The organism is Infirmifilum tikiterense (genome assembly GCF_054696565.1).
Genome location: NZ_CP182482.1, coordinates 966,857 through 986,710, shown reverse-complemented (window position 1 = coordinate 986,710; position 19,854 = coordinate 966,857). Strand labels below are relative to the sequence as shown.

At 56.5% G+C, this 19,854-nt stretch carries 24 protein-coding genes and 1 pseudogene; 10 read left to right on the top strand and 15 right to left on the bottom strand.

Annotated features, from left to right (window positions below):
• Nucleotides 1-79 precede the first annotated feature (79 nt).
• The 3 genes from ACNO7C_RS05470 to cyaB are packed head-to-tail and all read left to right on the top strand — an operon-like array spanning nt 80 to nt 1,337.
• Nucleotides 80-370, top strand: coding sequence for a hypothetical protein (locus tag ACNO7C_RS05470; RefSeq protein ID WP_460024113.1), 291 nt, complete (start codon nt 80-82; stop codon nt 368-370).
• Entirely contained in the window at nt 361-786 is a 426-nt protein-coding gene (locus ACNO7C_RS05465) for a hypothetical protein (protein ID WP_460024112.1), read from the top strand. Before ACNO7C_RS05470 ends, ACNO7C_RS05465 begins: the two co-directional genes overlap by 10 nt.
• Nucleotides 783-1,337, top strand: coding sequence for a class IV adenylate cyclase (gene cyaB, locus ACNO7C_RS05460; protein ID WP_460024111.1), 555 nt, complete (start codon nt 783-785; stop codon nt 1,335-1,337). The genes ACNO7C_RS05465 and cyaB overlap by 4 nt, the downstream gene beginning before the upstream one ends.
• Here the strand turns inward: cyaB and ACNO7C_RS05455 are convergent.
• Together ACNO7C_RS05455 and ACNO7C_RS05450 are read right to left on the bottom strand one after the other, a co-directional pair.
• On the bottom strand, nt 1,330-1,764 hold the full coding sequence (locus ACNO7C_RS05455; RefSeq protein ID WP_460024110.1) for a hypothetical protein: 435 nt from the start codon (nt 1,762-1,764) through the stop codon (nt 1,330-1,332). The genes cyaB and ACNO7C_RS05455 overlap by 8 nt on opposite strands.
• Nucleotides 1,765-1,776: 12 nt before the next feature.
• Complete coding sequence (locus tag ACNO7C_RS05450) at nt 1,777-2,676, bottom strand: MBL fold metallo-hydrolase (RefSeq protein ID WP_460024109.1); 900 nt, start codon at nt 2,674-2,676, stop codon at nt 1,777-1,779.
• Between the two features lie 81 nt (nt 2,677-2,757).
• On the opposite strand from ACNO7C_RS05450, the gene ACNO7C_RS05445 reads away from it, so the two are divergent.
• The gene (locus ACNO7C_RS05445; protein WP_460024108.1) at nt 2,758-3,762 is read left to right on the top strand and encodes an NAD(P)/FAD-dependent oxidoreductase; all 1,005 of its coding nucleotides are present in this window, start codon (nt 2,758-2,760) and stop codon (nt 3,760-3,762) included.
• Here ACNO7C_RS05445 and amrS read toward each other — a convergent pair.
• Both amrS and ACNO7C_RS05435 read right to left on the bottom strand, forming a co-directional pair.
• Nucleotides 3,759-4,844, bottom strand: a complete 1,086-nt coding sequence (amrS, locus tag ACNO7C_RS05440; protein ID WP_460024107.1) for an AmmeMemoRadiSam system radical SAM enzyme — start codon at nt 4,842-4,844, stop codon at nt 3,759-3,761. The two genes, ACNO7C_RS05445 and amrS, sit on opposite strands and share 4 nt — an antisense overlap.
• 195 nt (nt 4,845-5,039) lie before the next feature.
• The gene (locus ACNO7C_RS05435) at nt 5,040-5,897 is read right to left on the bottom strand and encodes a protein-tyrosine phosphatase family protein (RefSeq protein WP_460024106.1); all 858 of its coding nucleotides are present in this window, start codon (nt 5,895-5,897) and stop codon (nt 5,040-5,042) included.
• Nucleotides 5,898-5,947: 50 nt separating this feature from the next.
• Here ACNO7C_RS05435 and ACNO7C_RS05430 point away from each other — a divergent pair, with 50 nt between their 5' ends.
• Together ACNO7C_RS05430 and ACNO7C_RS05425 are read left to right on the top strand one after the other, a co-directional pair.
• Complete coding sequence (locus ACNO7C_RS05430; protein WP_460024105.1) at nt 5,948-7,339, top strand: TldD/PmbA family protein; 1,392 nt, start codon at nt 5,948-5,950, stop codon at nt 7,337-7,339.
• A complete protein-coding gene (locus ACNO7C_RS05425) occupies nt 7,339-8,664 on the top strand; it encodes a TldD/PmbA family protein (protein ID WP_460024104.1) in 1,326 nt (441 codons plus the stop codon). Before ACNO7C_RS05430 ends, ACNO7C_RS05425 begins: the two co-directional genes overlap by 1 nt.
• Nucleotides 8,665-8,667: 3 nt before the next feature.
• Here the strand turns inward: ACNO7C_RS05425 and ACNO7C_RS05420 are convergent, their stop codons facing one another.
• Both ACNO7C_RS05420 and ACNO7C_RS05415 read right to left on the bottom strand, forming a co-directional pair.
• On the bottom strand, nt 8,668-9,513 hold the full coding sequence (locus tag ACNO7C_RS05420) for a formate dehydrogenase accessory protein FdhE (protein ID WP_460024103.1): 846 nt from the start codon (nt 9,511-9,513) through the stop codon (nt 8,668-8,670).
• A gap of 68 nt (nt 9,514-9,581) precedes the next feature.
• Nucleotides 9,582-10,475 carry a damage-control phosphatase ARMT1 family protein gene (locus ACNO7C_RS05415; protein WP_460024102.1) on the bottom strand — a complete coding sequence of 298 codons (894 nt, stop codon included), beginning with the start codon at nt 10,473-10,475 and terminating at the stop codon, nt 9,582-9,584.
• Nucleotides 10,476-10,604: 129 nt separating this feature from the next.
• Between ACNO7C_RS05415 and ACNO7C_RS05410 the strand changes: the two genes are divergently transcribed.
• Both ACNO7C_RS05410 and upp read left to right on the top strand, forming a co-directional pair.
• Nucleotides 10,605-11,258: a class II aldolase/adducin family protein gene (locus ACNO7C_RS05410; RefSeq protein ID WP_460024101.1), complete on the top strand. Its 654-nt coding sequence runs from the start codon at nt 10,605-10,607 to the stop codon at nt 11,256-11,258.
• Nucleotides 11,197-11,949, top strand: a complete 753-nt coding sequence (gene upp, locus ACNO7C_RS05405; RefSeq protein ID WP_460024100.1) for a uracil phosphoribosyltransferase — start codon at nt 11,197-11,199, stop codon at nt 11,947-11,949. Before ACNO7C_RS05410 ends, upp begins: the two co-directional genes overlap by 62 nt.
• On the opposite strand, the gene ACNO7C_RS05400 is transcribed toward upp, so the two are convergent.
• The 6 genes and pseudogenes from ACNO7C_RS05400 to ACNO7C_RS05375 all read right to left on the bottom strand — a co-directional run bounded on the left by ACNO7C_RS05400 (nt 11,887) and on the right by ACNO7C_RS05375 (nt 16,106).
• Nucleotides 11,887-12,453, bottom strand: coding sequence for an SLOG cluster 4 domain-containing protein (locus tag ACNO7C_RS05400; RefSeq protein ID WP_460024099.1), 567 nt, complete (start codon nt 12,451-12,453; stop codon nt 11,887-11,889). The two genes, upp and ACNO7C_RS05400, sit on opposite strands and share 63 nt — an antisense overlap.
• Before the next feature lie 13 nt (nt 12,454-12,466).
• Nucleotides 12,467-12,823, bottom strand: coding sequence for a hypothetical protein (locus tag ACNO7C_RS05395; protein WP_460024098.1), 357 nt, complete (start codon nt 12,821-12,823; stop codon nt 12,467-12,469).
• 161 nt (nt 12,824-12,984) lie between these two features.
• On the bottom strand, nt 12,985-14,325 hold the full coding sequence (locus ACNO7C_RS05390) for an APC family permease (RefSeq protein ID WP_460024097.1): 1,341 nt from the start codon (nt 14,323-14,325) through the stop codon (nt 12,985-12,987).
• Between the two features lie 87 nt (nt 14,326-14,412).
• On the bottom strand, nt 14,413-14,727 hold the full coding sequence (locus tag ACNO7C_RS05385) for a hypothetical protein (protein ID WP_460024096.1): 315 nt from the start codon (nt 14,725-14,727) through the stop codon (nt 14,413-14,415).
• 40 nt (nt 14,728-14,767) lie between these two features.
• A pseudogene (locus ACNO7C_RS05380) lies at nt 14,768-15,715 on the bottom strand (aldo/keto reductase).
• 40 nt (nt 15,716-15,755) lie between these two features.
• Nucleotides 15,756-16,106: a hypothetical protein gene (locus ACNO7C_RS05375; RefSeq protein ID WP_460024095.1), complete on the bottom strand. Its 351-nt coding sequence runs from the start codon at nt 16,104-16,106 to the stop codon at nt 15,756-15,758.
• Nucleotides 16,107-16,281: 175 nt separating this feature from the next.
• Between ACNO7C_RS05375 and ACNO7C_RS05370 the strand changes: the two genes are divergently transcribed.
• The gene (locus ACNO7C_RS05370; protein WP_460024094.1) at nt 16,282-17,550 is read left to right on the top strand and encodes a Glu/Leu/Phe/Val family dehydrogenase; all 1,269 of its coding nucleotides are present in this window, start codon (nt 16,282-16,284) and stop codon (nt 17,548-17,550) included.
• Nucleotides 17,551-17,614: 64 nt separating this feature from the next.
• The gene (locus ACNO7C_RS05365; RefSeq protein WP_460024093.1) at nt 17,615-17,911 is read left to right on the top strand and encodes a hypothetical protein; all 297 of its coding nucleotides are present in this window, start codon (nt 17,615-17,617) and stop codon (nt 17,909-17,911) included.
• Nucleotides 17,912-18,049: 138 nt separating this feature from the next.
• Here ACNO7C_RS05365 and ACNO7C_RS05360 read toward each other — a convergent pair whose 3' ends face one another.
• The 3 genes from ACNO7C_RS05360 to ACNO7C_RS05350 are packed head-to-tail and all read right to left on the bottom strand — an operon-like array spanning nt 18,050 to nt 19,703.
• Nucleotides 18,050-18,892: a CPBP family glutamic-type intramembrane protease gene (locus ACNO7C_RS05360; RefSeq protein WP_460024092.1), complete on the bottom strand. Its 843-nt coding sequence runs from the start codon at nt 18,890-18,892 to the stop codon at nt 18,050-18,052.
• A gap of 53 nt (nt 18,893-18,945) precedes the next feature.
• Nucleotides 18,946-19,287 (bottom strand): ArsR/SmtB family transcription factor, encoded by a 342-nt coding sequence (locus ACNO7C_RS05355; RefSeq protein ID WP_460024091.1) that lies wholly within the window; start codon nt 19,285-19,287, stop codon nt 18,946-18,948.
• Nucleotides 19,288-19,322: 35 nt separating this feature from the next.
• Nucleotides 19,323-19,703 carry a hypothetical protein gene (locus ACNO7C_RS05350; protein WP_460024090.1) on the bottom strand — a complete coding sequence of 127 codons (381 nt, stop codon included), beginning with the start codon at nt 19,701-19,703 and terminating at the stop codon, nt 19,323-19,325.
• Nucleotides 19,704-19,854: the final 151 nt, after the last annotated feature.

Genomic DNA, 19,854 nt, shown 5'->3' with positions numbered 1-19,854 from the left:
GCATAGACAAAATGTAAAGCTCCCGGTCACTGTAGGTAAAGTATTTATCGGAATACGAGAAAGATCCAGTTAGCGGGAGATGAGCCAGAGAGCTTCCAGAAGGACCTGCCCCCAAGGCTACTTCGTCAACAAAGTAGCTGATATTATAGCTAGGGGGGCTAGGCTCGAAGAGCTACAGGCGGTTGCCCTGGAGATCGTGGTCAGCGAGGTGCACCTCAGGGGTCTTTTGGAGGTTAGCGCCGAGGAGGGGATGCGGGAGGATGTCGAGTCGTTTCTCGAGGAGATAGACAGGGCCAAAAAGATGATTTATAGAGCATATAGGGTTTTCGTGTCTGAGGCTAAGCGGACGAGGGTGGTCAGATGGAGGTAGAGAGAGGCGTTGAGAGGATTCTTTCTGAGGCCTCGAGGGACGTTAAAAACAACGTGATCGACCCCCAGCAGATGCGGAACCTGGGGATGGTTCTTCTGTCGATGGGCATTTTGACGGACCAGAGCTACTTTTACGTGCTGAGCAACGCTCTGTACACTCTCGCCGATGCAATGAGCTCCTTCATGAGGGTTTCCTCAATGCCTCTCTCCCTCGAGTACCGTGGCAGAACAGAGAAAGTCCTCGAGGAAATGAGAGACGAGATCTCCCAAGCGTTAAAGGAAATGTCAGACGCCATCAAGGAGCGAGACTCGTGCAAAGCCATGAACTCAGCCGCCGCTCTGCTCAAGCTGTCTTATACAATAAACAACCTCGCGGAAAACCTTAAGAACATAGTTGTGGTAGGCCCAGAGGAATGAGCACCAGCAATGTCGAGTTGGAGGTTAAGTTCAGGTGTAAGGATCTCAACGAGCTGAGGAAAAAGCTCTTAGATATGGGCGCGAAGCCGATCGACAGCGTCGAAATGGTGGACGTTTACCTCCAGCACCCATGCTGGAACTTCGCTGAGAGGGATGAGGCCCTGCGAGTACGGCTCATACGCTCTTCCCAGTCTCGGGGTGAAAGCGTAGAGATCACGTATAAGGGACCCCGCTCGCAAGGCTGGGCTAAAGCCAGAGTAGAGCTGGTCGTAAAGGCAGACAACTTCCAAAGAACGCTTCAGGTCTTCGAAAGCCTAGGCTTCCGGGAAGTTGCCCGCCTAGCGAAACGCAGGGAGTTCTTCGAGATAGATAATGTCGAGGTGTCGCTGGACATGGTCGAGGGGCTGGGGGAGTTTGTTGAGCTTGAAGACCGGGGGGCTGGAGACGAGGGCTTAAGGAGAGTTGCCGAGAGGCTCGGTCTCCGTGAGCTTGTCCGGGAGACGTATTTGGAGCTGTATTTGAAGAAGATGGGGGCCAGAGCCCCTACCTAACGGCTCTCTTCACCGTATCATAGACGTTAAAGAGTATGAGCACCGTGAAGACCGCATCGTACACCACACCCGCATTCGCAGAGTCTAAAGCCATAGTTAGCAGACTCAAACTTGTCCTCCGAAGCGCGAAGTAGGCAACCGCTAGATAGATCAGCCTCATAAAACCCTGCAGAGCGATCGAAACCTTTTGAACGTCGATCTGCAGGCCTAGCGACACCACAGCCGCAAGCGGGGGGACCAGTTTCTCGGACTTGTAGATAAAGAGGGCAACTAGGGTCACGACCACGGCATCGCCTACCTGGAGCCTTGACGACTGAGGAATGGATATCCAAAGTCCTGTTGAGAAGAGGAAGAGAAGAGCCGCTAGAATGGTGAGAGCGGTCAACCCCTCCAATGCAAGCCCCTTAGCACTCCTAACGTTGGTCATAACCACGCACACCTAACCCTTTCTCGCAGCGTTAAAATCTTTGCCGGGGCAGTACCACCCATAGCGGGAGACGTACTCTACTAGACCGGTGATACTTCTCTCGAGGAAACCCTTAGCCAGGTCCCTGTCTCGAGACTCAAGAACCTCCAGCCCCCTCCTGTACTCCTCGTCCCTAGCTAGGTGCTCGTGAAGCTTGCTAACATCACCCTGGTGGAGAGCGGCTAGGCACAAGGCTTCAAGAAGCTTCGCCTTATAGCGGTCGCAGAGCCGGTGTTCGCGGGTATATATTCCGTAGTGGGGGAGCGCGAGCCGCTCGGGGTTGAGCCTGAGTATACGATCGATTGTGGCTAGAGCTTCGCTCCCAAGGAAGGGAGGGGGTGTCAGTAAGAGGACGTTCCCGTCATAGACCTCTCCGAGGGCATCGCCTGGGAAAATTGTCCCATCCTGAAGGTAGTAGCACACCTGGTGGCTTGCGTGACCCTCGCAGTTCACGACCTCCACAGTGAGACTGTCGAGCTCGACTCGGCTACCACCTCTTACCCCTTCGACGGCCTCAGGATCAACGGGTTTCGGCTTACCCCAGATGAGAGCCCTCTCACCGAGAACGGAGAGACTGGACTCCCAGAGCCTTGAGGGGTCTAGTAGGTGCTTTACCCCTCTCTCGTGCACGTATACTCTCTCTACTTTGACGTGCTCAAGAAGATGCCCTAGACCGCCCGCGTGGTCGAGGTGAACGTGGGTTACGAATACGTATACCTTCTTTTCTCCTCTGCCAGCTAGCTGCTTCAACAGAGAGACGATGGTCGAAGCCGGGCCTGGGTCGAACACCAGGAGGCTCCTCTCGGTCTCAACGACGTAGCTTGCCAGTAGGCCCGGGTGCTCTGAGTCCAGGTCGACAAGCGTAATGTGCATAATGTTTTCTCCCAGTCTTCGCTTTTCCCTGATTTAACCTTATCTTTATAAGGCAACGTGTTTCCTAACTTGCAAGTGCGTATGCAGAAGTACGATGTCGTAATCGTTGGTGCCGGTATAGCAGGCCTGACCGCAGCCCTGTACGCTGCGAGGCAGAGGCTTTCGACGCTGGTCGTTAGCGCTGACTTAGGCGGGCAGCTTCTCCTAACTTCAGAGATACAGAACTTCCCCGGGTTTATGAGCATCAGCGGACTGGAGCTTATAAAGAAGGTAGAGGAGCAGGCGCGCGCTTACGGCGCACAGATCGTCTTCGATGAGGTGACGGGCATAGAGGAGAGAGACGGCGTCTTCCTCATCAAGACAGCTACTGGGAATGTTTTTCAAGCTGACGCTGTGGTTCTTGCTTTCGGGAAGTCGCCCAGGGAGATGGGCGTCCCAGGGGAGAAGGAGTTCAAGGGAAGGGGCGTGTCCTACTGTGTCATCTGCGACGCGCCGCTTTACCGTGGCAAAACTGTTGCCCTGGTGGGTTGGGGGCTACATAACTACGAGAACGTGATAAGGCTCCGCGACTACGCGAGCAAGGTTTACTGGGTTTTCCCGGGCGAGAAACCGCTGGATGACGAGGAGCTACTAAAGGAGGCCCTCAGCAAAGGAAACGTTGAGCTGGTTCCGTACTCCCTTCCCGTGGAGGTAAGGGGGTCTAAGAAGGTTGAGGCTCTCCTGGTGAGAGACAAGAGAACAGGAGAAGTCAGGACTCTGCAGGTTGACGGCGTGTTTGTAGAGATGGGCTACGTTACGAGGACAGAGTTCCTTAAGGGGTTTGTCGAGCTAAACGAGAACGGCGAGATCATCATCGATAAAGAGTGCAAAACCAGCAGGCCGGGGGTGTTCGCGGCCGGAGACGTTGCAGGCATGCCCCACAAGCAGGCAGTCATCGCGGCTGGAATGGGGGCCTGCGCGGCCCTCAGCGCCTACGCCTATATAATGAGCAAGCGTGGGAAGAAGGTTTCGAGCACGTCTGATTGGAGGCACTTAGAAATCCCGGGGAAGAAGGAGAGCAGGGGGCTAGTGCTGAAGATCTCTTAGAGGAAGTACTCGAACTCCCAGTTCCTCTTTCTATAAGACCCCCTTATATTCAGCTTGTAGCCGCACCTTGGGCAACGGTTGTCGTCTGTCAAGTTCCACTTGGTGATGAAGAAGCCTCTCCTCTCGATTACCTTGTAGCCGCATCTCGGACAGTAGGTGTGCTCGAGGGGATGGCCCCACACGTTCCCCACGTACACGTGCTTCAAGCCCTCCTCCCTTGCGATCGAAGCCAGCTGGTCCAGTTTCTGGACATCTGTAGGCGGGTAGTCTATCATCTTGTAGTGGGGGTAGAAGCGCAGGAGGTGGAATGGGGTCTCGACGCCCAGGTTGTCCGCTATCCATCGCGCAAGCTTCTTTAAGTCGTCCTCATCGTCCCCGACGAGGGGGACTACGAGGTTAGTAATCTCAACGTGCATTCCTTTTTCCTTCATAGCCAGTAGGGTGTCGTAGATGGGGCTGGGGTCCGGAACGCCCATGAACTTCCTGTAGAAGTCCGGGTTGCCGCCTCCCTTGAAGTCAACCGTGGCGGCGTCCATGTACTTGCTCAGCTCCTGCAAAGCCTCCTGCGTCATGTAACCGTTCGTAACCATGGTGTTGAACAAACCGCTGCGCTTAGCGAGCTTCGCGGTGTCCAGCATAAACTCGTAGAAGATCGTTGGCTCGTTGTAGGTGTAGGATATGCCGTCGGCCCCCAAGCGGAGAGCCTCGCTCACGACCCGTTCAGGCGTGTACTGCATCCCGTAGAGGCCTTTTTCCAGCCTGCTCTGACTGATCTCCCAGTTCTGGCAGAACTGGCAGAAGAAGTTGCAACCGGGCGTGGAGATGGAGAAAACGGCGCTACCGGGGTTGAAGTGTGAGAGCGGCTTTTTCTCGATTGGATCGAGGTTTGCTGCGGTGAGTAGCCCGTAAACGTAGGTGTAGAGTCTTCCGTCAATGTTTCTCCTCACACCGCATACCCCGAAGCGCCCGGGCGCTATTACACAACGGCGGTGGCAGAGGTTGCAACGCACATACCCGGGCTTCCCCTCAACCCCCTCCCAGAACAACGCCTCTCTGACGTTGGGTCTAGACTTGGAGTCCATTACGTGCTTAATTCGCGGAGGGCTTCTTTAAACCTTCCGCCGAGCCTTAACCATGCCCTTGCGTCAGTACAGGCTCCGTGCGGGAGAGCACTATCGCTCGATACCCCGACCCCGGGAACCACTGACTGAGAAGAGGGAGGGACTTTCTCCGCTCATAGAAAAAGAGGTCAGAAAGCGGCACCGCTCCGAGTGCGCTCACTCAAACACTTCCTCAACGTCCATGAGATCCTTTAGGAAGCGACTCCCCTTTATGAAGCTCCTTAGGCGCGAGGCTAGCTCTCCAGCCGCTACAAAGCCGTTCAAGAGCAGGTACAGCTTGCCGTTTCTCTTCTCTAGACCCACGTAGAGTCCTTCCCCGTAGAACACGTTTCCCACAATCTCCGCCAATCGGAGAACGTCGCCCGCGGCCTCGCCCAAGCTCGACGGTAAGCAGGCGGTTTGCGTTCCCGTTACCAAAGCATCGATCATGCACTCGAAGATCTGTTCGGGTTGGAGGCCGCTGAGACCTAGCTCACTTAGGATGTCAAGAGCCAGGTTGATTCTAGATGACACGTGGTCTGCCCTTCGATCACCCAGCGTCGTGATCCGCTCCGAGAAGCTGAGGTATTTGCTGTAGCCTATTGTGCTCACGTTCCTCTCGAACCACCGGAGGGCGGTGGCTTGGGCAGGAACCTGGGGGCCTCCCCCGAGCCTCCTGACCCTGCTTAACGCTCCATCTAGAGTCATTCGGTCGAGGATGACTAAGAGCATCGCTGCAACGGTCCCGCTCCTGCCGATACCGCCCATGCAGTGCACGAGCACGGTTCCCCCGCTCTCGACCTCCCTTTTCGCGGGCTCCACCACCTTGTAGAAAACAACCTCTGGGGACCTGAACGAAAAATCGGGAATCGGGAACGCCAGCCTCTCCACCCCTTGAGGAACATCGTAGCTACACTCGTTCTCCGTTAGGTCCACCACGAGGCTGAGTCCTTGGTCCCGCAGAACCCTTAGCTCTTCAGATGATGGGCACGAGGACCAGTACAATCGAGGCCTGAGTATTCTAAACCTCGACACGGGAAAAATCGTGTAGGAAAACATATATTCGTTCGCCTGGGTATTACGGTGTGTTTGAAGACCTGGCAGAGTTTCTCCTCCGAAGGGCCTCAGAGGAGGGTGTCAGCTTTGCCGATGTTAGGTTCGAGGATACGACCCGCGAGTACATACAGCTTGTGAACGGGCGAATCGTCACGCTCAGCATCTCGGCCTCTAGAGGTGTGGCTGTTCGAGTTATTAGGGAGGGCAGTATCGGCTTCTCGTCTACCACTGAGTTGACGAGAGAGGGGCTTGAGAGAGCACTGATCAGCGCTGTGAAAGCCGCTCAAGCGCTGGGCAAGGGAGACAAGTCTGTCGCGGAGCTGGGCGTCAAGGAGGGCAGGTACACTTTCGACTCGGTGAGAAAGCACCCATCGAGGGTAGCGGTGGACGAGAAGATAGATCTAGTTAAGAGGGCTTACAGCGTAGCGAAGGATAGCGGGGCGTCGTCGGCCACATCGCGCTACGGGGCTTACTACGGCTTCGTGGAGGTCTACTCTCTGGACGGCGTGCGCGTGCTTTCGGAGAGGCTTGTAACAGGGGTCTCCGCGTCTGTGGTTCTCCGCGAGAACGGGAAGACGGGGGATGGCTTCGAGACTTTCGGGGCGTCTCAGGGGCTGGAGTACTTTACGGGAGATAAGGCACCCGAGAAGGCCGCTGAGAAGGCGGTGGAGATGGCACGCCTCTCCCTGAAGGCTAGGCGCCCCCCTGCCGGTGAGCACGTCGTGATAACAAGGCCTGAGCTCACGGGCGTCTTCGCCCATGAAAGCTTCGGCCACCTCACAGAAGCCGACAGTATTTTCACGAAGACGAGCCCCCTGACCGGTCGTCTGGGCGAACAAATAGCCAGCGAGCTTGTGACGATAGTGGATTCCGGCTTTGACCCGCGGGGCGGCTATGTCCTGCCCGTCGACGACGAGGGTACGCCTACCCAGCGCACAGTGCTCGTCGAGCGTGGAGTGCTGGTCGGCTACCTGCACAGCCGTGAGAGTGCAGCGCTACTCGGCATGAAGCCGACGGGGAATGGAAGAGCTCAGAGCTTTGCCCACGACGTTATCGTGAGGATGAGAAACACTTTCTTCGAGAGGGGTGACTGGAAGGAGGAGGAAATAATAAGGGAGACGCGACACGGGCTCCTGCTCGACAAACCGGCGGGGGGTCAGGTCGAGGAGGATGGCACCTTCACTTTCAACTCTAGGATAGGGTTTATCGTTGAGAACGGAGAGCTCAAGGAGCCCGTAAGGGACGTCGTTCTAGCAGGAAACATACTCGAGATGCTTAAGTACATCGACGCCGTGGCCGACAACGTGGAAATCTCAACGAGCCCCTTCGGAGGGTGTGGGAAGTATGGCCAAATGGTGCACGTCGGTGACGGGGGACCTTCCCTGAGAGCTACCCGGCTTCTCGTGGGAGGTGAAAGGTGATGGTGGAGTTAGCCCACATCCTGGATAAGGGTTTGAAGCGAGCGCTCGAGCTCGGGGCGAGCGAGGCTGAGATCGGCATCACCAGCACGAGCACTATAAGCGTAAAGTCCGAGGGGACGTACCCGAAGCCCATCACGAGGTACACGTCAGACGTGTGGGTTAGAGTGGCCGTTGGGAAAAGGGTAGCTATCGCGACGGCAACTTCGTCTGATTGGAACGTCGTGGAGAGAACCATCAGTAGCGCGGTGGAGATGGCTAAGAAAGCCGAGGAGGATCCTTACTGGGAGGCTCTCCCTGACCCAGAGCCGCCCGTCCACAGCTGGATCGGTTACGACGAAGGTGTTGCTTCGCTCGAGGTTGAGCAGCTCGCGAGCATTGTGAAGGATCTAATAGGTGAAGCGCATGTTCTCGACCCAAGGCTAAAGGTCGCGGCTGCAGGGGGATCCTCCACGGTGTTTAGGAGCCTGACGTACAATACGAGAGGCGTGAGGGCAGAGGACCGGGGAACATCCATGGGGCTGTTCATCTGGCTGAAGTCATCGGATGGCTTCCGGGAGGGCACGGGCGGGGCCTCCGTTGAGGCAAGGGGGCTGATCTACGATACGGCCCAGATGATCGAGAAGGCGAAGAAGCTAGCCCTGGACAGCCTGAGGGCTGAGAAGCTGGGACAGCCGCTGACGGGGAACGCTCTGTTTATGGCCGAGCCCTTAGCGAGCCTCATCGAGTACCTCATACTCCCCGCTTTCAGCGCAATGAACGTTCTTGAGGGTTTCAGCCCGCTCCGCGATAAATTGGGGGAAAAGGTTCTGGGCGAGCTCACGTTGATAGATGATGGCTGTATGCCTGGTGGCCTCGCGACAACCCTTTACGACGCTGAGGGGGTTCCGAGGAGGAGAACAGTCCTCGCGGAGAAAGGGGTGCTGAAATCCTACTTGCACAACATGTACACTGCCAGGAGAATGAAAGTCCCCTCCACCGGTAACGCCGTTAGAGGCAGAGGCGCAATAGGGATATCCTCATCCAACCTCATCGTAAAAGGAGGACTCCACACAACCGACGCACTCCTTGAGGATGCGAACGTCGTGATTGATGGATCGCTTCTGAGCGTTCACACCGTTAACTACATCACCGGAAACTTCAGCGTCGTTGCCTCGAACCCCTACCTCGTTAAGAGCGGTGAGCTGGTTCCTCTCCGACCCGTCACAGTCTCGGGTAACATATACTCGATAGCTTCGTCGCTTGAGCCGGCTGTTCACGTGAGAAACACGTACACAGGTATATACACACCAGACATACTGTTTAAGGGCGTCACGGTTTCAGGGTAGTAGCTACTGCTCCGGAGTGATTGTTTTCCCACCACTTGCGATGAGGTCCAGTTTGAACGTCCAGAGGTCGTAGAGCTTTCTCGGCACCGCTTGCCCAGTCTTCCTCTCGTCCACCACCTTCCAGTACCTCCCACAAACGTGGCAGATATTCAGGGTGAACCTTCCTTCTTTGTCTGCCGGAATCGATGTGATCTCCTCTGCGCTCTCGTTCCCGCAGTAGGGGCACTTGTTCTCCTGGAAGCCCCACTCGGTGCCGCAGAACTGGCACTTCAGGTGGGCTGAGCCTTCAGAATCTACGATCTCGAGCCTCGTGGACCCGCCGCAAACAGGGCACCTTCCTAGGGTCCATGTCGAGAGGTCTATTTTACCGCTCAGCTGCGAGGCCAACGCCTGGAATAAGACTTGCATGACCCAGGCGGTAACAGCTTCAAGGACCTCGTGATCAACCTGTAGCTCCTCGGCTTTGGCGTGAGCGTAGTCGACGTCGCCTGTCAGGAGGCTTTCACCCAGATTGACCAGGCTCAGCTGGCCGCTTTTCCATGCCTCCTCTAGCCGCTCTAGAAACTGGGACGCGTCAGGCACCTCGGATTTCAGTAGCCCCGTTATCTGGAGCATCGCCTGACCCATCTCCTCCTCGTTAAGGCTCAAGTCCACTCCCAGGAAGGCCGGTTTCCCCTCCCTTATGACAGAGTTGGCTTTTTCGACGTCAACGTGGGAGAACTTCTCCTCGAAAGTTGCCTCTAGCTCTTTCTGAAGTTGCATTAGCTTGACGTACGTTTCGAGGGAAGAAGCGTCTATCGGGATATCTTTGTATATCTCCTTTGCTTTCTCAACAAGATTTTCTTCCATTTAAAACCATCGCCTTTGGCGTGATAAAGCCGCGTGGCTCAGAAAAATACTTAGCGGTTCAGGGAGAATCACTGGAACTTCAAGAGGTTCGGAGCCCCCTTCAGGAAGAACGCCGCTGCCTCACCTCTCTTTATTCCTATTGAGCGCGCAATGGGGTCGCACTTCGCAACCAGCATTACGAAAACAGGCTTCTCGGGAGGGTACGCAAGGAATGCCTCGTAGTTCGCCATGCCCTTCGAGATCACAACGTCAGCCCACTTCAGCGCGCTTAACGACTCCTCAGACGCATACCCGGGTACCACTCCCGGGAAGTCGCTACCGGTGCTTACAACTTCTCCGAACTCGTCTAGCCCGTACTCCTTGGCCTCCCTGACCGTGACGTCGTTCTGGTATGGCTCGCCCTTGACCACGATTTTAATGTCGGAGCCCATGGCTGAGATCTCCTTCAAGAGAATCATGTCGAACACCGCTTCACCGCAATTGTCTAGAATGTACGTCACCCTGCTACTCTGGAGCAACGTGAGGTAAAGCTTCTCAGACTCATCCACCCCGAACCTTAGCTCTCTCAGCCTGTGGTGAAAGTCCTCCGGGCCGGTTCCCATCGGCGAGCCCGGATCGATGAAATTTGCCGCGAGGCTGGCTCTGACCGCATAGTGGAATCGCTCAAAACCTACCTTGGATTCAAGCTCGCTTAAAACGGCTTGGGACAGCTGCAACGCCACCTCGTGGGACCTTTTCTTGAACGCGACGTAAGGATCATCTTTACCTAAAAGTTCTTTCGATTTCCTGTAAGCCCTCCAAGCGAGCATCGTAGTCGTATCACTGCCCTCAAGCATCTCGCCGTAGGATTTTACCAGCTCCTTCGCGGCTCGCATCTTCATCTCATCGTTGAACTCCGAGCCAAGGATTTCCCTCATGCGAACGTTGAGTATGCAGGGCACGCACTCCGGCGACAAGCGCATAACTCTGTCAAGCAAGCCTAGCCTATTAAAGATTAAGCCTTCCCGCATCCTCGTGGATTACGCCTGAAAACCCGGCCTCAGGCGACAACCAACATAAGCTTAATTGGAGGCAACCTGTCCCATTGGCATGTGGAGCGCGAGGTAGAGCTTCGCCGGAAGATCGTCCGAGCCTTCCAGTACCTCGAATCCTTGGGGGTGAACTTCGGCTACAGCGGCAACATCAGCGTGAGGATCGGCAGCGACAGGATCCTCATATCCCCAAGCGGGCGGAGAAAAAGCGACCTGGTGCCTGAGGACTTGCTAGTGGTGGACCTCAGCGGAAGAGTCATAGAGGGCTCCGGCCGGCCTAGTGTCGAGCTACCAACGCACATAGCCATTTACAAAGCTAGAATGGACGTCAACGCCATCGTTCACGTCCACCCCGTCTACGCGTCTGTGTTTGCAGTCTTGCGTGAAGGCATCCCGCCTGTGCTTGAGGAAACGGTCATTTACGTCGGTGGAGAGGTGCAGGTGGCCGACTACGCCCCAACCGGATCACCGCAACTGGGTGAGAACATCGTCAAAGCCCTGGGCGACCGTAGTGCGGTTATTCTGGCAAATCACGGGATTTTAACCGTTGGCAGAACTCTCGACGAAGCCGTTGATACAGCCGTTTACGTGGAGAGAGCCGCCAAGGTGTACCTCTTGGCGCGCCTGGCTGGTAAGCCGCACCCGCTCCCAGATGAGGCGTATAGGCTGGAGAGAGAAATCTACCTCACGCGCGTCAAGTCCAACGTGGTGTGACGCCAACTTTTTAAAGGGGGGTGTCGTCGAGAAAAGTGGTTTCACGCTGAACCGGTTAAGGCTGATAGATAAACCTGCAGCTCAGGTCATCCTGTCTCGACTACGCGACAGTAAGACACCTAGATCGGAGTTCCGGCGCTTGCTTTACAAGGCAGGGATCATATCCGCCTACGAGATCTCCAACGAGGTACCGCTGACAGAGACGAGCGTCGAGACCCCGCTGGGCGTGAGAGCCAAGGGCTTCGAGTACGGCTGTGATGTGACCGTCATAGCTGTTCTCAGGGCCGCACTCCCGATGGCATGGGGTATGCTAGAGGTGTTCGAGGACGCTAAAGTTGGCTTCGTCTCAGCGAAAAGAGCGGAAGTGGACGACGCGGAGAGTAGGGAGTTCAGTCTGGAAGTGGAGCTGAGCTACATGTCGGTTCCCGAGCGCTCGGGGGTTATTATCGTCGTAGACCCGATGCTGGCGACGGGTTCCACTCTATCAGCCGTTCTTCGCAAGGTCACGGAGCGGGTCGAAGCCGTGAAGATTATTGTTTCAGCGCTCATAGCAACCGAAGTAGGTGTAAAGAGAATTCTCAGCGAGCACGGGGGTATAACGATGTACGCTTTCGCGGTGGATCCCCAGCTAAACTCCAGGGCCTTCATAGTTCCCGGGCTTGGCGACGCGGGCGACCGGGCCTTCGGCTAGCACTCTGCACGCCTCCTCGGCTAGAGCAACCGGATCCTCAATAATTTTCACAGTTGCTAAAGCCCTCGAGTCTACGTAGGGAGCAAACGCGCTAAGCTTGTCTGTAGAGAGGCCCGTACCGCCTAGGACCAAGACGGGCTTTCCCTCGAGGTACGCCGTGAACACCTCTTGCATTGTTCCAGCCTCACCGCCCAGCGCGACGAGGATGTCCGCGGTCCTAGCCAATACGACGCTCCTCAGCCTGAATCCCATGCCCGTTCGAACAACAATGGCTGCATCGGGGAAGTGCTCAGCTTCGCGCTCCAAGGGAGGGAAAATGATAACACCCAGCCCGCTCGCCAAGGCTTCGTCGGCAACTACTCTCATCAAACCCCAGTAGCCGCCAAGCGCTATGAAGGTGTTAGTGCCGCAAAACTCCCTGACTCTCGCCACGAAAAGACGGGCTTTCTCCTTGAGGCTCTCAGGGGGCTCTGTGCCCAGGCATGCTACACCTATGATTTTCACCGCAACCACCCCCTCAGGGCGAAAAGGCGCTTAACCTCCTGCAGAGACTTTTGATGTCGTACATTGCGGCTCCGATAGGCAACCCCGAGTAGATGAGTACTACGGCTTTCCCGAAGCCGAATTTCCCGTATGAAACACCGAAGCCATTCCCTTCCGCGACGAAATACCTCGGCGGACCCGCTGCTAGCTTGCGGAAAACCGCGTCTATGAAGTTAACGGTATCTAACACTGAACGCCCAATTTCAGCTGTAGCCTCGCCGACCGCGACGTACTCTCCGTCAGCTATGATTACCGCGCCTCTGTACTGCGTCCTATCTTCCAGGAATTTTTCAACCTCCGACCTTACCTTCTCAACGACTCCTCCGGGCATCGTCAGGGTCTAGGCTCAGGTAAGTCGAGAAGGGCTATAAAGGTTGTCAGGCAATCAAGCTCTCCTCACTACCGATCGGAACCAGAAACCCTCATCATCCGAGAGTGTTGACGCTTGTGATCCTAATATGAGTTGCGCGAAGAGGTGTAGGCCTAAAAAGCTTACCTCTTGTAGAGGAGAAGCCCCATCAGCACAACCACACCTGTGCTCAGCCACACAATCCAGTCACTGAAGCTCAACGCAATAAAGATCACGATGAGCGCGTCTGCCACCAGAGGTAGCACAGGGATATTTCTGATGCTGAGGGGTATCCTGAAGAACCTTTGGCGTTCGGCCTCGGTCCTCCTCAAGACGACCACCGAGAGGTTAACCACCAGGAACGCCAAGAGAACCGAGAGGCTCGCGGTTTTACCGACAAGGTCTATCAGCTCGTACTGGTACTGCCCGAAAGCTAGCCTCCAGCCCGTCACTTCAGGCAGGTAATCCGTGAGTAGGACTAGCGATATCGACAGTACACCGGCAAAGGCAACGGAGACGTACGGGGTTCTGCGCCACCCGTCCACCTTGCCGAGCCCTCGGTGGACGACGCCCTCCTCCGCGAGGCCGTAGGCAAGCCTCGAGGCTGAAACGAGGAAGCCTAGAACAGTGTTCGTTGTGGCGAAAAGCGCGATGAATGAAAGAAGGGCGTACGAGGGCTTCCACACCCTCGAAGCCGCTTCAGCTAGAGGGGCTTTGCTGTGTGCTAGATCCTCCCAGCCTATCAGCCTGACCACAGCCATCGCGACGAGGATGTAGATGAGGGTGGTCACGAGTATGGCTAGGACTATGGCCTTCGGGACGACTCTCTCGGGGTTCTTTGTTTCCTCGCTCAAGGTTGGCTGGTACTCAAAGCCCGTGTAAGCGAAGTAGAATATAGCCGCACCAGCCATAACTGCAAGCACCGGGTCGACGTTGGGATTAAAGGAGAAGTAGTCGGGCTGCCGTTGTGGGAATAAAAAGCCCAGAGCAGCCACGAAGAGGAGGCCTGAGGCCTCTATCAGCGTGAAGACCGCTGAGAGGGAGGCTGACTCCCTTATACCCCACCAGTTTAGGAGCGAGAGCAGCGCTAGGAGAGTGATCGTCACAGGCACTATGGCGCTGGAACCTAGGCCCGCAATGCTTACGAAGTAGCCTGCGAAGCCTAGAGCCGCCGTTGCAGCTCCAGCGACCCCCCCGAAGAATATCAGCCAAGCCGACACGAAGGCCAATGCCCTGAAATTGGGGAAAGCCTTCTCAATGTACGTGTGCGTGCTGGCCGCCGTGGGGAACATCGAGGATAGCTCGGCGTAGGAGAAGGCTGTGGAGAGGGCTATCACACCGGCAAAAGCGACGCTGAGCCATACGGCGTCTCCAACTAGCCCGGCTGCGCGGCCGACAAGAACGTATATACCGGCGCCAAGGATGAGGCCCACGCCGAACAGAGTGGCGTAGCCTAACCCCAGCTCCCTTTTTAGCTCTCCCATACGTGAACGACAGCTCGCATCTGCTTATAGCGTTTTCTGATAAAGAATAAAATGCCTTGAAAAACGAAGTCAGAAACAAGGTTTAGTTTACTCCTTCAGCTCTACCGTAATCGCTTCAGGGAAGCTCCCCGTTTCCTGCCAGATTCTTAAGTCCTTGGCGGTTATCTTAACGGGTTTGCCGTTGTTGAGCTCTAGAACAACAGTCCCTGTGATGAGCTTGTTTGAGCCTATTTTCTCTTCCAGGGTGAAGCCGAGCCGTTGGATCAGCTTGGTAAGCTCCCGTCTGTACTCTTGCAGGACGGTTCGGTTTCTCGCGCCAATAGCACCCCAAAGATACTTTATAAAGCTGACACCTGCCGGGTTGACAGGCCTTATAACTTCGATTTCGATTGTTTCACTCATCAGGCAATAAAGTATTAGGTGGTCTAAATATAGATAATGGTTACCAGAGGACCCTTGTGATTCTAACCTTGCTACTAGCCTCCTCTATCCTGAGCCAGTCCTCGTAGCTCATCCTCCAGCCTGCGCCTCCCGCGTTGCTCCTGACCTGCTCCTCGCTCTTAGCACCGGGAATGGGAACGACGACGGGGCTTGACGACACAAGCCAGTTAAGGGCAACCTGCGATGGGCTCTTGCCGTACTTGCTCCCGACTTCTGCGAGGACTTCCACGAGCTTATACACTTGGGCGAAGTTTTCTGGGTGAAAAACCGCCTCTCCGCTCCTCACGTCCTGGAACTTGGGGAGGTTGTCTGGAGTGTACTTCCCGGTCAACGCGCCCTTCGCCAGCGGGCTTCAAGCTAGGAGCGTGAGCCCCTCTCGCTCAGCGTAAGGCAGGATCTCCTTCTCAGCGTCCCTTTCAACTAGGTTGTACCTAACCTGAATGGATACCACGTCTTCGGTGGAGAGGCAGTACCTCGCCTCATCTATAAGAGCTGGAGGGAAGTTGCTCAGACCTATGTACCTCAGCTTACCCATGTGGACCAGCTTCTCGAGCGCGCGCATGTACTCGCACGTCGGGATGTTGTGCCAGCATGGGGGCCAGTGAACCTGCATCAGGTCGATTTCCTCTACCTGAAGCCTCTTCAGGCTCCTCTCAACAGCCTTGTACACGTCGTGCTCAGCCAGGAAGTCACCGGGGATTTTTGAGGCTACGAGGAAGCTGTCTCTCAGCCCAAGCTCCCTTAGCGCTCTTCCCACGAACTCCTCGCTCATCCCTCTGCCATAAACCTCCGCCGTGTCGATGAGGTTTATCCCCTGTGCGTGGGCTTCCTGGATAACCCTCTTTGCCGCCTCGTAATCCGTCAAGCCCCAGCTCTCGCTGAACTGCCACGCGCCGAGCCCGATCCTGGAGATCTTCTCGCCTGTATTTCCGAGAAACGTATACTCCATCGGGGGCAAACCACGTGTTCTCAGCTTAAATCCTTTTGGTTCAAGGCTTGACGGGCCTCGCGTACTCTGTGCCCGAGGAGGTTACTACAACCACTTCGTGTACCGGTAGAGAGCCCTCCACCTCCACAGTCACCGTAGCCGTCCCGCCGGGCTGTATGTACACGCTCTGCGGGTATGCGCGTCCATCGACCTTGACCAGGGTCACCGAGGTCGGCTGAGTGCCGCGGTTCCTGATATGGATCGTGAGCTTGCTGCTACCGTTGAACACGTACTGTATGTCCAGCTGCTCGACGCCAGTATTCTGGGAGACCATGCTGGACGCGAAGAACGCTAATGCTAGGGCTATCGCCACCACGACGCCTACGATGACAAGGGTCTCTACGAGCTCCACGCAACCTAATTGCCGGAACGGTTATTTTTAACTTATCTGCCGTAGACACGGCTAATTGCTGGGCCTCGCCCGCTTCAATACCTGTAGCTTTCCGGATGGTCTTGCGGTAATTCATTTAAGGTTTTTTTTAGAAAAATATATACTAAGGTTTGATGTATGTAAAACACGACCTAAAATGTCTTCATACCTCGAGTGGATGCTGAAAGTGCTTAGGGAATCCATCGAGCTAGCCGGGCTCCCAGAGGAGGTCTACGACTACCTCAGCAAGCCCGACAGGGTGCTGATGGTCAAAATCCCCGTGAGGATGGATAACGGTAAGCTGGTGGTTTTCGAGGGCTACCGCGTCCAGCATAACAACGCTCTCGGGCCCTACAAGGGAGGCATCAGGTTCCACCCTGAGGTCACCCTCGAGACCGTCATTGCGCTCGCCATGGGGATGACGCTGAAGAACTCGCTGGCTGGCATACCTTACGGTGGCGGTAAGGGCGCGGTCAGGTGCGACCCGAAGAAGATGAGTGTGCGCGAGCTGGAGCAGCTGAGCCGGGGTTACGCGAGGGCCATCGCCTCCATTATAGGTCCTGAGCAGGACATTCCCGCACCCGACGTGAACACTAACCCGCAGATAATGGCCTGGATGGTGGACGAGTACAGCAAGCTCAAGGGCTACAACGTGCCCGCCGTCTTCACGGCCAAGCCCCCTGAGCTCTGGGGCAACCCTGTGAGGCTCTACTCGACCGGCTATGGAACCGTCATCGCAGCCAAGGCCGCGGCCGAGAGGTGGATGGGCGGCTTTGAGGGGCGGACAATAACAATACACGGATTCGGCAACGCTGGGCAGTACGCGGCCCTCTGGGCCACTAGGCTAGGTGCCAAAGTCGTGGCAGTAAGCGACATCTCCGGCACCGTCTACGACCCCAACGGGATCGACCCTGAGCTGGCAATAAAGGTGACGAACGAGACAGGGAAGGTCATCAACTACCCGAGGGGGAACAAGCTGAGCGACCCTGAGGCTTCACTGTACGTCGACGCGGACATCCTCATCCCTGCGGCCATCGAGAACACTATCACCGAGAGGAACGCCGGGAAGGTCAAAGCACGGCTGATCGCCGAGGCGGCTAACGGCCCCACGACCCCGGAGGCTGAGAGGATCCTCTACTCCAGGAAGGACTTCATCGCGGTCGTGCCAGACATCCTGGCGAACGCCGGCGGCGTTATAATGTCCTACCTTGAGTGGGTTGAGAACCTGCAGTGGTGGTTCTGGGACGAGGAGGAGACGCGCCAGAGGCTCGCCTCCATCATGGAGAGGAACTTCAAGAGAACCGCTGACAGGTGGGAGAAGCTAAAGGCGGAGAAGAGCGGTAGACAGGTCACGATGCGAGACGCGGCCTTCGTCTTAGCGGTTGAGCGAGTTTACACCGCTATGAAGCTCAGAGGTTGGATCTAAAAAAACTTTTTTCCTTTGCTTTTCCTGCTAAATGTTTATTAAGGGGCCCGTGTACGTGATCTTGATGTCGGCGCAAACTCTTACTCCGCCGTCTCCACCTTCAAGGGTGAGGCCGACTGGGGTAACGATTCTAGCGATACTGGGCTTCATCGTGGCGGCCTTACTCATCTTCGCCGGGATAGCCCTTGTAGCTCTAGGATCGCTCGTCAAGAGCCTTTTGATGGAAAGCATGCACTACCCATATCCCATTGCGCTTCTAGCAGGAGTCTTGAGCGTGGCGCTACTGATATCTGGTGGTATCTGGTTGATAATAAGCTGGGGCTGTGGACAGGCCGAGGCTGGGCGTGGTGGCTCACAGTAATATTCAGCGCGCTTAGCCTGCTATCATCCCTCCTCGCTCTCCCCAACGGGATAATCGGGCTACTAGTAGACGCTCTGATCCTTTACTACTTCTTCAAGCCGCACGTCAAAGACTACTTCGGAGTGAAGGTCTCTTTCTCTACTTAAAGGCATTCTTTCTTTTTCTGAGGGCGTAGACGAGGGCGTACAGCGCCCAAGACAGTATGCCGACCGCCCCTACTCCTCCCTCAAGGTCACCTAGCGTTGGAGCGGCAAGCACCGTGAGCGCCCACCACGCGTTCACAGCCCCGTGGAAGCTGGCCGCGGGCAGCACGCTCCCCGATGTCTCCCGTAGGTAGAACATGGGGAGTGATAGGAGGACTGTGAGGAGGGGGAACAGGAGCGCTCCCTCCACGCGGTGCACAGGGTAGTTATGGCCGAGCCAGAGTATAGCAGTAGCGTGCCAGAAACCCCAGAGTATGCCTACCGCTAGAACGGTCTTGTAGTACCCGAGCCGCGGGAGCAGCGCGTGGTACAAGTAGCCTCTCCAGCCCACCTCTTCACCAAGCGCAAAGAGAGCGTTAACGGTGACTGCAGCGAAGTACCCCGATAGAACCGACAGGGAGAGAACCACCAGCGGGTCCAGCCTGACAGGTCCCAGGCTCGCAGACAGCCCAGCGAGGTCGAGCTTCCCGAGGAGCGCCTCGAAGAGCAGGCAAAGGGCAAGCGGGGGGAGCACGAGGAGCGGGGCAAGCAAGTACCAGACGACAACCCTCCCACCCGCCATTCTCAAGCCGAGGGCCTCCAGCACGCTCCCGCCCCTGTCGACGAGCAGTGCAACAAGCAGCGCGCTTAGGGTAGGTGTGTACATCCTCAGGAAGCCCCACGCTAAAGCCACCCCGGGAGCAGTGTCTGCGGTAGAGGCGAAAGCGTAGTCGATAGATGAAGCGTGGGCAAAGCTCAGTGCTGTGTAGGCTAAGACCCCCTTCACCCAGTTCTCCACGCCCTGCACCCCGAGAGGCCTTTCCAACGCCCTTGCTACAGCGCTCGTGACTGCTATTCGCTGATCAGGGCGAGGCTTCTGCCCTCCTTAAGGATCTTCACGAGCACGCCGCGGAGGATCTTGCACGCCTCCCTGAGCTCGGGGTACTTGACCTTGTAGTACACCTTTGTGCCCCTCCTCTCGGACGTCACTATGCCGAGCTGCTGCATGTAGGCGAGGTGCCTCGAGACCACGGGCTGAGGCTCGCCCGTAAGCTCGACGAGCTCTGAGACGCTCCGCTCCTGGCTCTCGAGGAGCTCGAGCAGCCGTAGCCTCAGCGGGTGGCTCATGAACTTGCACAGCCGGGCTTGCAGCTCAAAGAGTCTCTCCTCCGAAACCTCCTCTGTGCCACTCACACTTGAAAGGAAGGGAGATATATACAAATATGTTTCTATCGGCGTATAAGGGGTTTCGGTGCCGCCTGCTCGAAGGACACCCTCAGCGAAACGGAGGGAGCGCTAGCCGCGGCTAAGCGCGGGGGAGCCACAACCGTGAACCTTAACGTGACCTCCCCCTTAGGCGGCACCTGGAAGCTCCACGACTCGCCGCTCCTCGTGCTCCTCCCTATGTAGACCGCTTTGCCGTTAACCTCGACTTTGAGCACAACGGGCACTGGGGACCACTCCGCTCCGACGAGCTCCAGCCTCAGGTTTGCTGGCCGCGGCTCCCGGTTCTCGACGGCGACGCTACTCTCGCCCACCACGGGCACTAGCAGCTCCTCCCCGTTGATGCTCAGCCTTACGTTCACGTAGGAGCCCCGCACAACTGCCACCGAGCAGAGCTGGGGGCCGAGCTTTAAAAAGGATTTAGTTCAAAACCTCCCACAACCCAGCGCTCATCACCCAGTCAGGCGCGGCCGGCGACCTCACCGCTTCGGCCACTGACTCACGCTCTGAGGCTGGATAAGTGCCTTTTCCACGGGA

Coding starts and splice junctions, on each gene's coding strand:
- ACNO7C_RS05415 (WP_460024102.1), bottom strand. CDS start 10,475: ATGCGCTTGTCGCCGGAGTGCGTGCCCTGCATACTCAACGTTCGCATG.
- ACNO7C_RS05465 (WP_460024112.1), top strand. CDS start 361: ATGGAGGTAGAGAGAGGCGTTGAGAGGATTCTTTCTGAGGCCTCGAGG.
- ACNO7C_RS05385 (WP_460024096.1), bottom strand. CDS start 14,727: ATGAGTGAAACAATCGAAATCGAAGTTATAAGGCCTGTCAACCCGGCA.
- ACNO7C_RS05470 (WP_460024113.1), top strand. CDS start 80: ATGAGCCAGAGAGCTTCCAGAAGGACCTGCCCCCAAGGCTACTTCGTC.
- ACNO7C_RS05450 (WP_460024109.1), bottom strand. CDS start 2,676: ATGCACATTACGCTTGTCGACCTGGACTCAGAGCACCCGGGCCTACTG.
- ACNO7C_RS05420 (WP_460024103.1), bottom strand. CDS start 9,513: ATGGAAGAAAATCTTGTTGAGAAAGCAAAGGAGATATACAAAGATATC.
- cyaB (WP_460024111.1), top strand. CDS start 783: ATGAGCACCAGCAATGTCGAGTTGGAGGTTAAGTTCAGGTGTAAGGAT.
- ACNO7C_RS05395 (WP_460024098.1), bottom strand. CDS start 12,823: ATGCCCGGAGGAGTCGTTGAGAAGGTAAGGTCGGAGGTTGAAAAATTC.
- upp (WP_460024100.1), top strand. CDS start 11,197: ATGAGGCGTATAGGCTGGAGAGAGAAATCTACCTCACGCGCGTCAAGT.
- ACNO7C_RS05390 (WP_460024097.1), bottom strand. CDS start 14,325: ATGGGAGAGCTAAAAAGGGAGCTGGGGTTAGGCTACGCCACTCTGTTC.
- amrS (WP_460024107.1), bottom strand. CDS start 4,844: ATGGACTCCAAGTCTAGACCCAACGTCAGAGAGGCGTTGTTCTGGGAG.
- ACNO7C_RS05425 (WP_460024104.1), top strand. CDS start 7,339: ATGGTGGAGTTAGCCCACATCCTGGATAAGGGTTTGAAGCGAGCGCTC.
- ACNO7C_RS05370 (WP_460024094.1), top strand. CDS start 16,282: ATGTCTTCATACCTCGAGTGGATGCTGAAAGTGCTTAGGGAATCCATC.
- ACNO7C_RS05455 (WP_460024110.1), bottom strand. CDS start 1,764: ATGACCAACGTTAGGAGTGCTAAGGGGCTTGCATTGGAGGGGTTGACC.
- ACNO7C_RS05445 (WP_460024108.1), top strand. CDS start 2,758: ATGCAGAAGTACGATGTCGTAATCGTTGGTGCCGGTATAGCAGGCCTG.
- ACNO7C_RS05365 (WP_460024093.1), top strand. CDS start 17,615: ATGTCGGCGCAAACTCTTACTCCGCCGTCTCCACCTTCAAGGGTGAGG.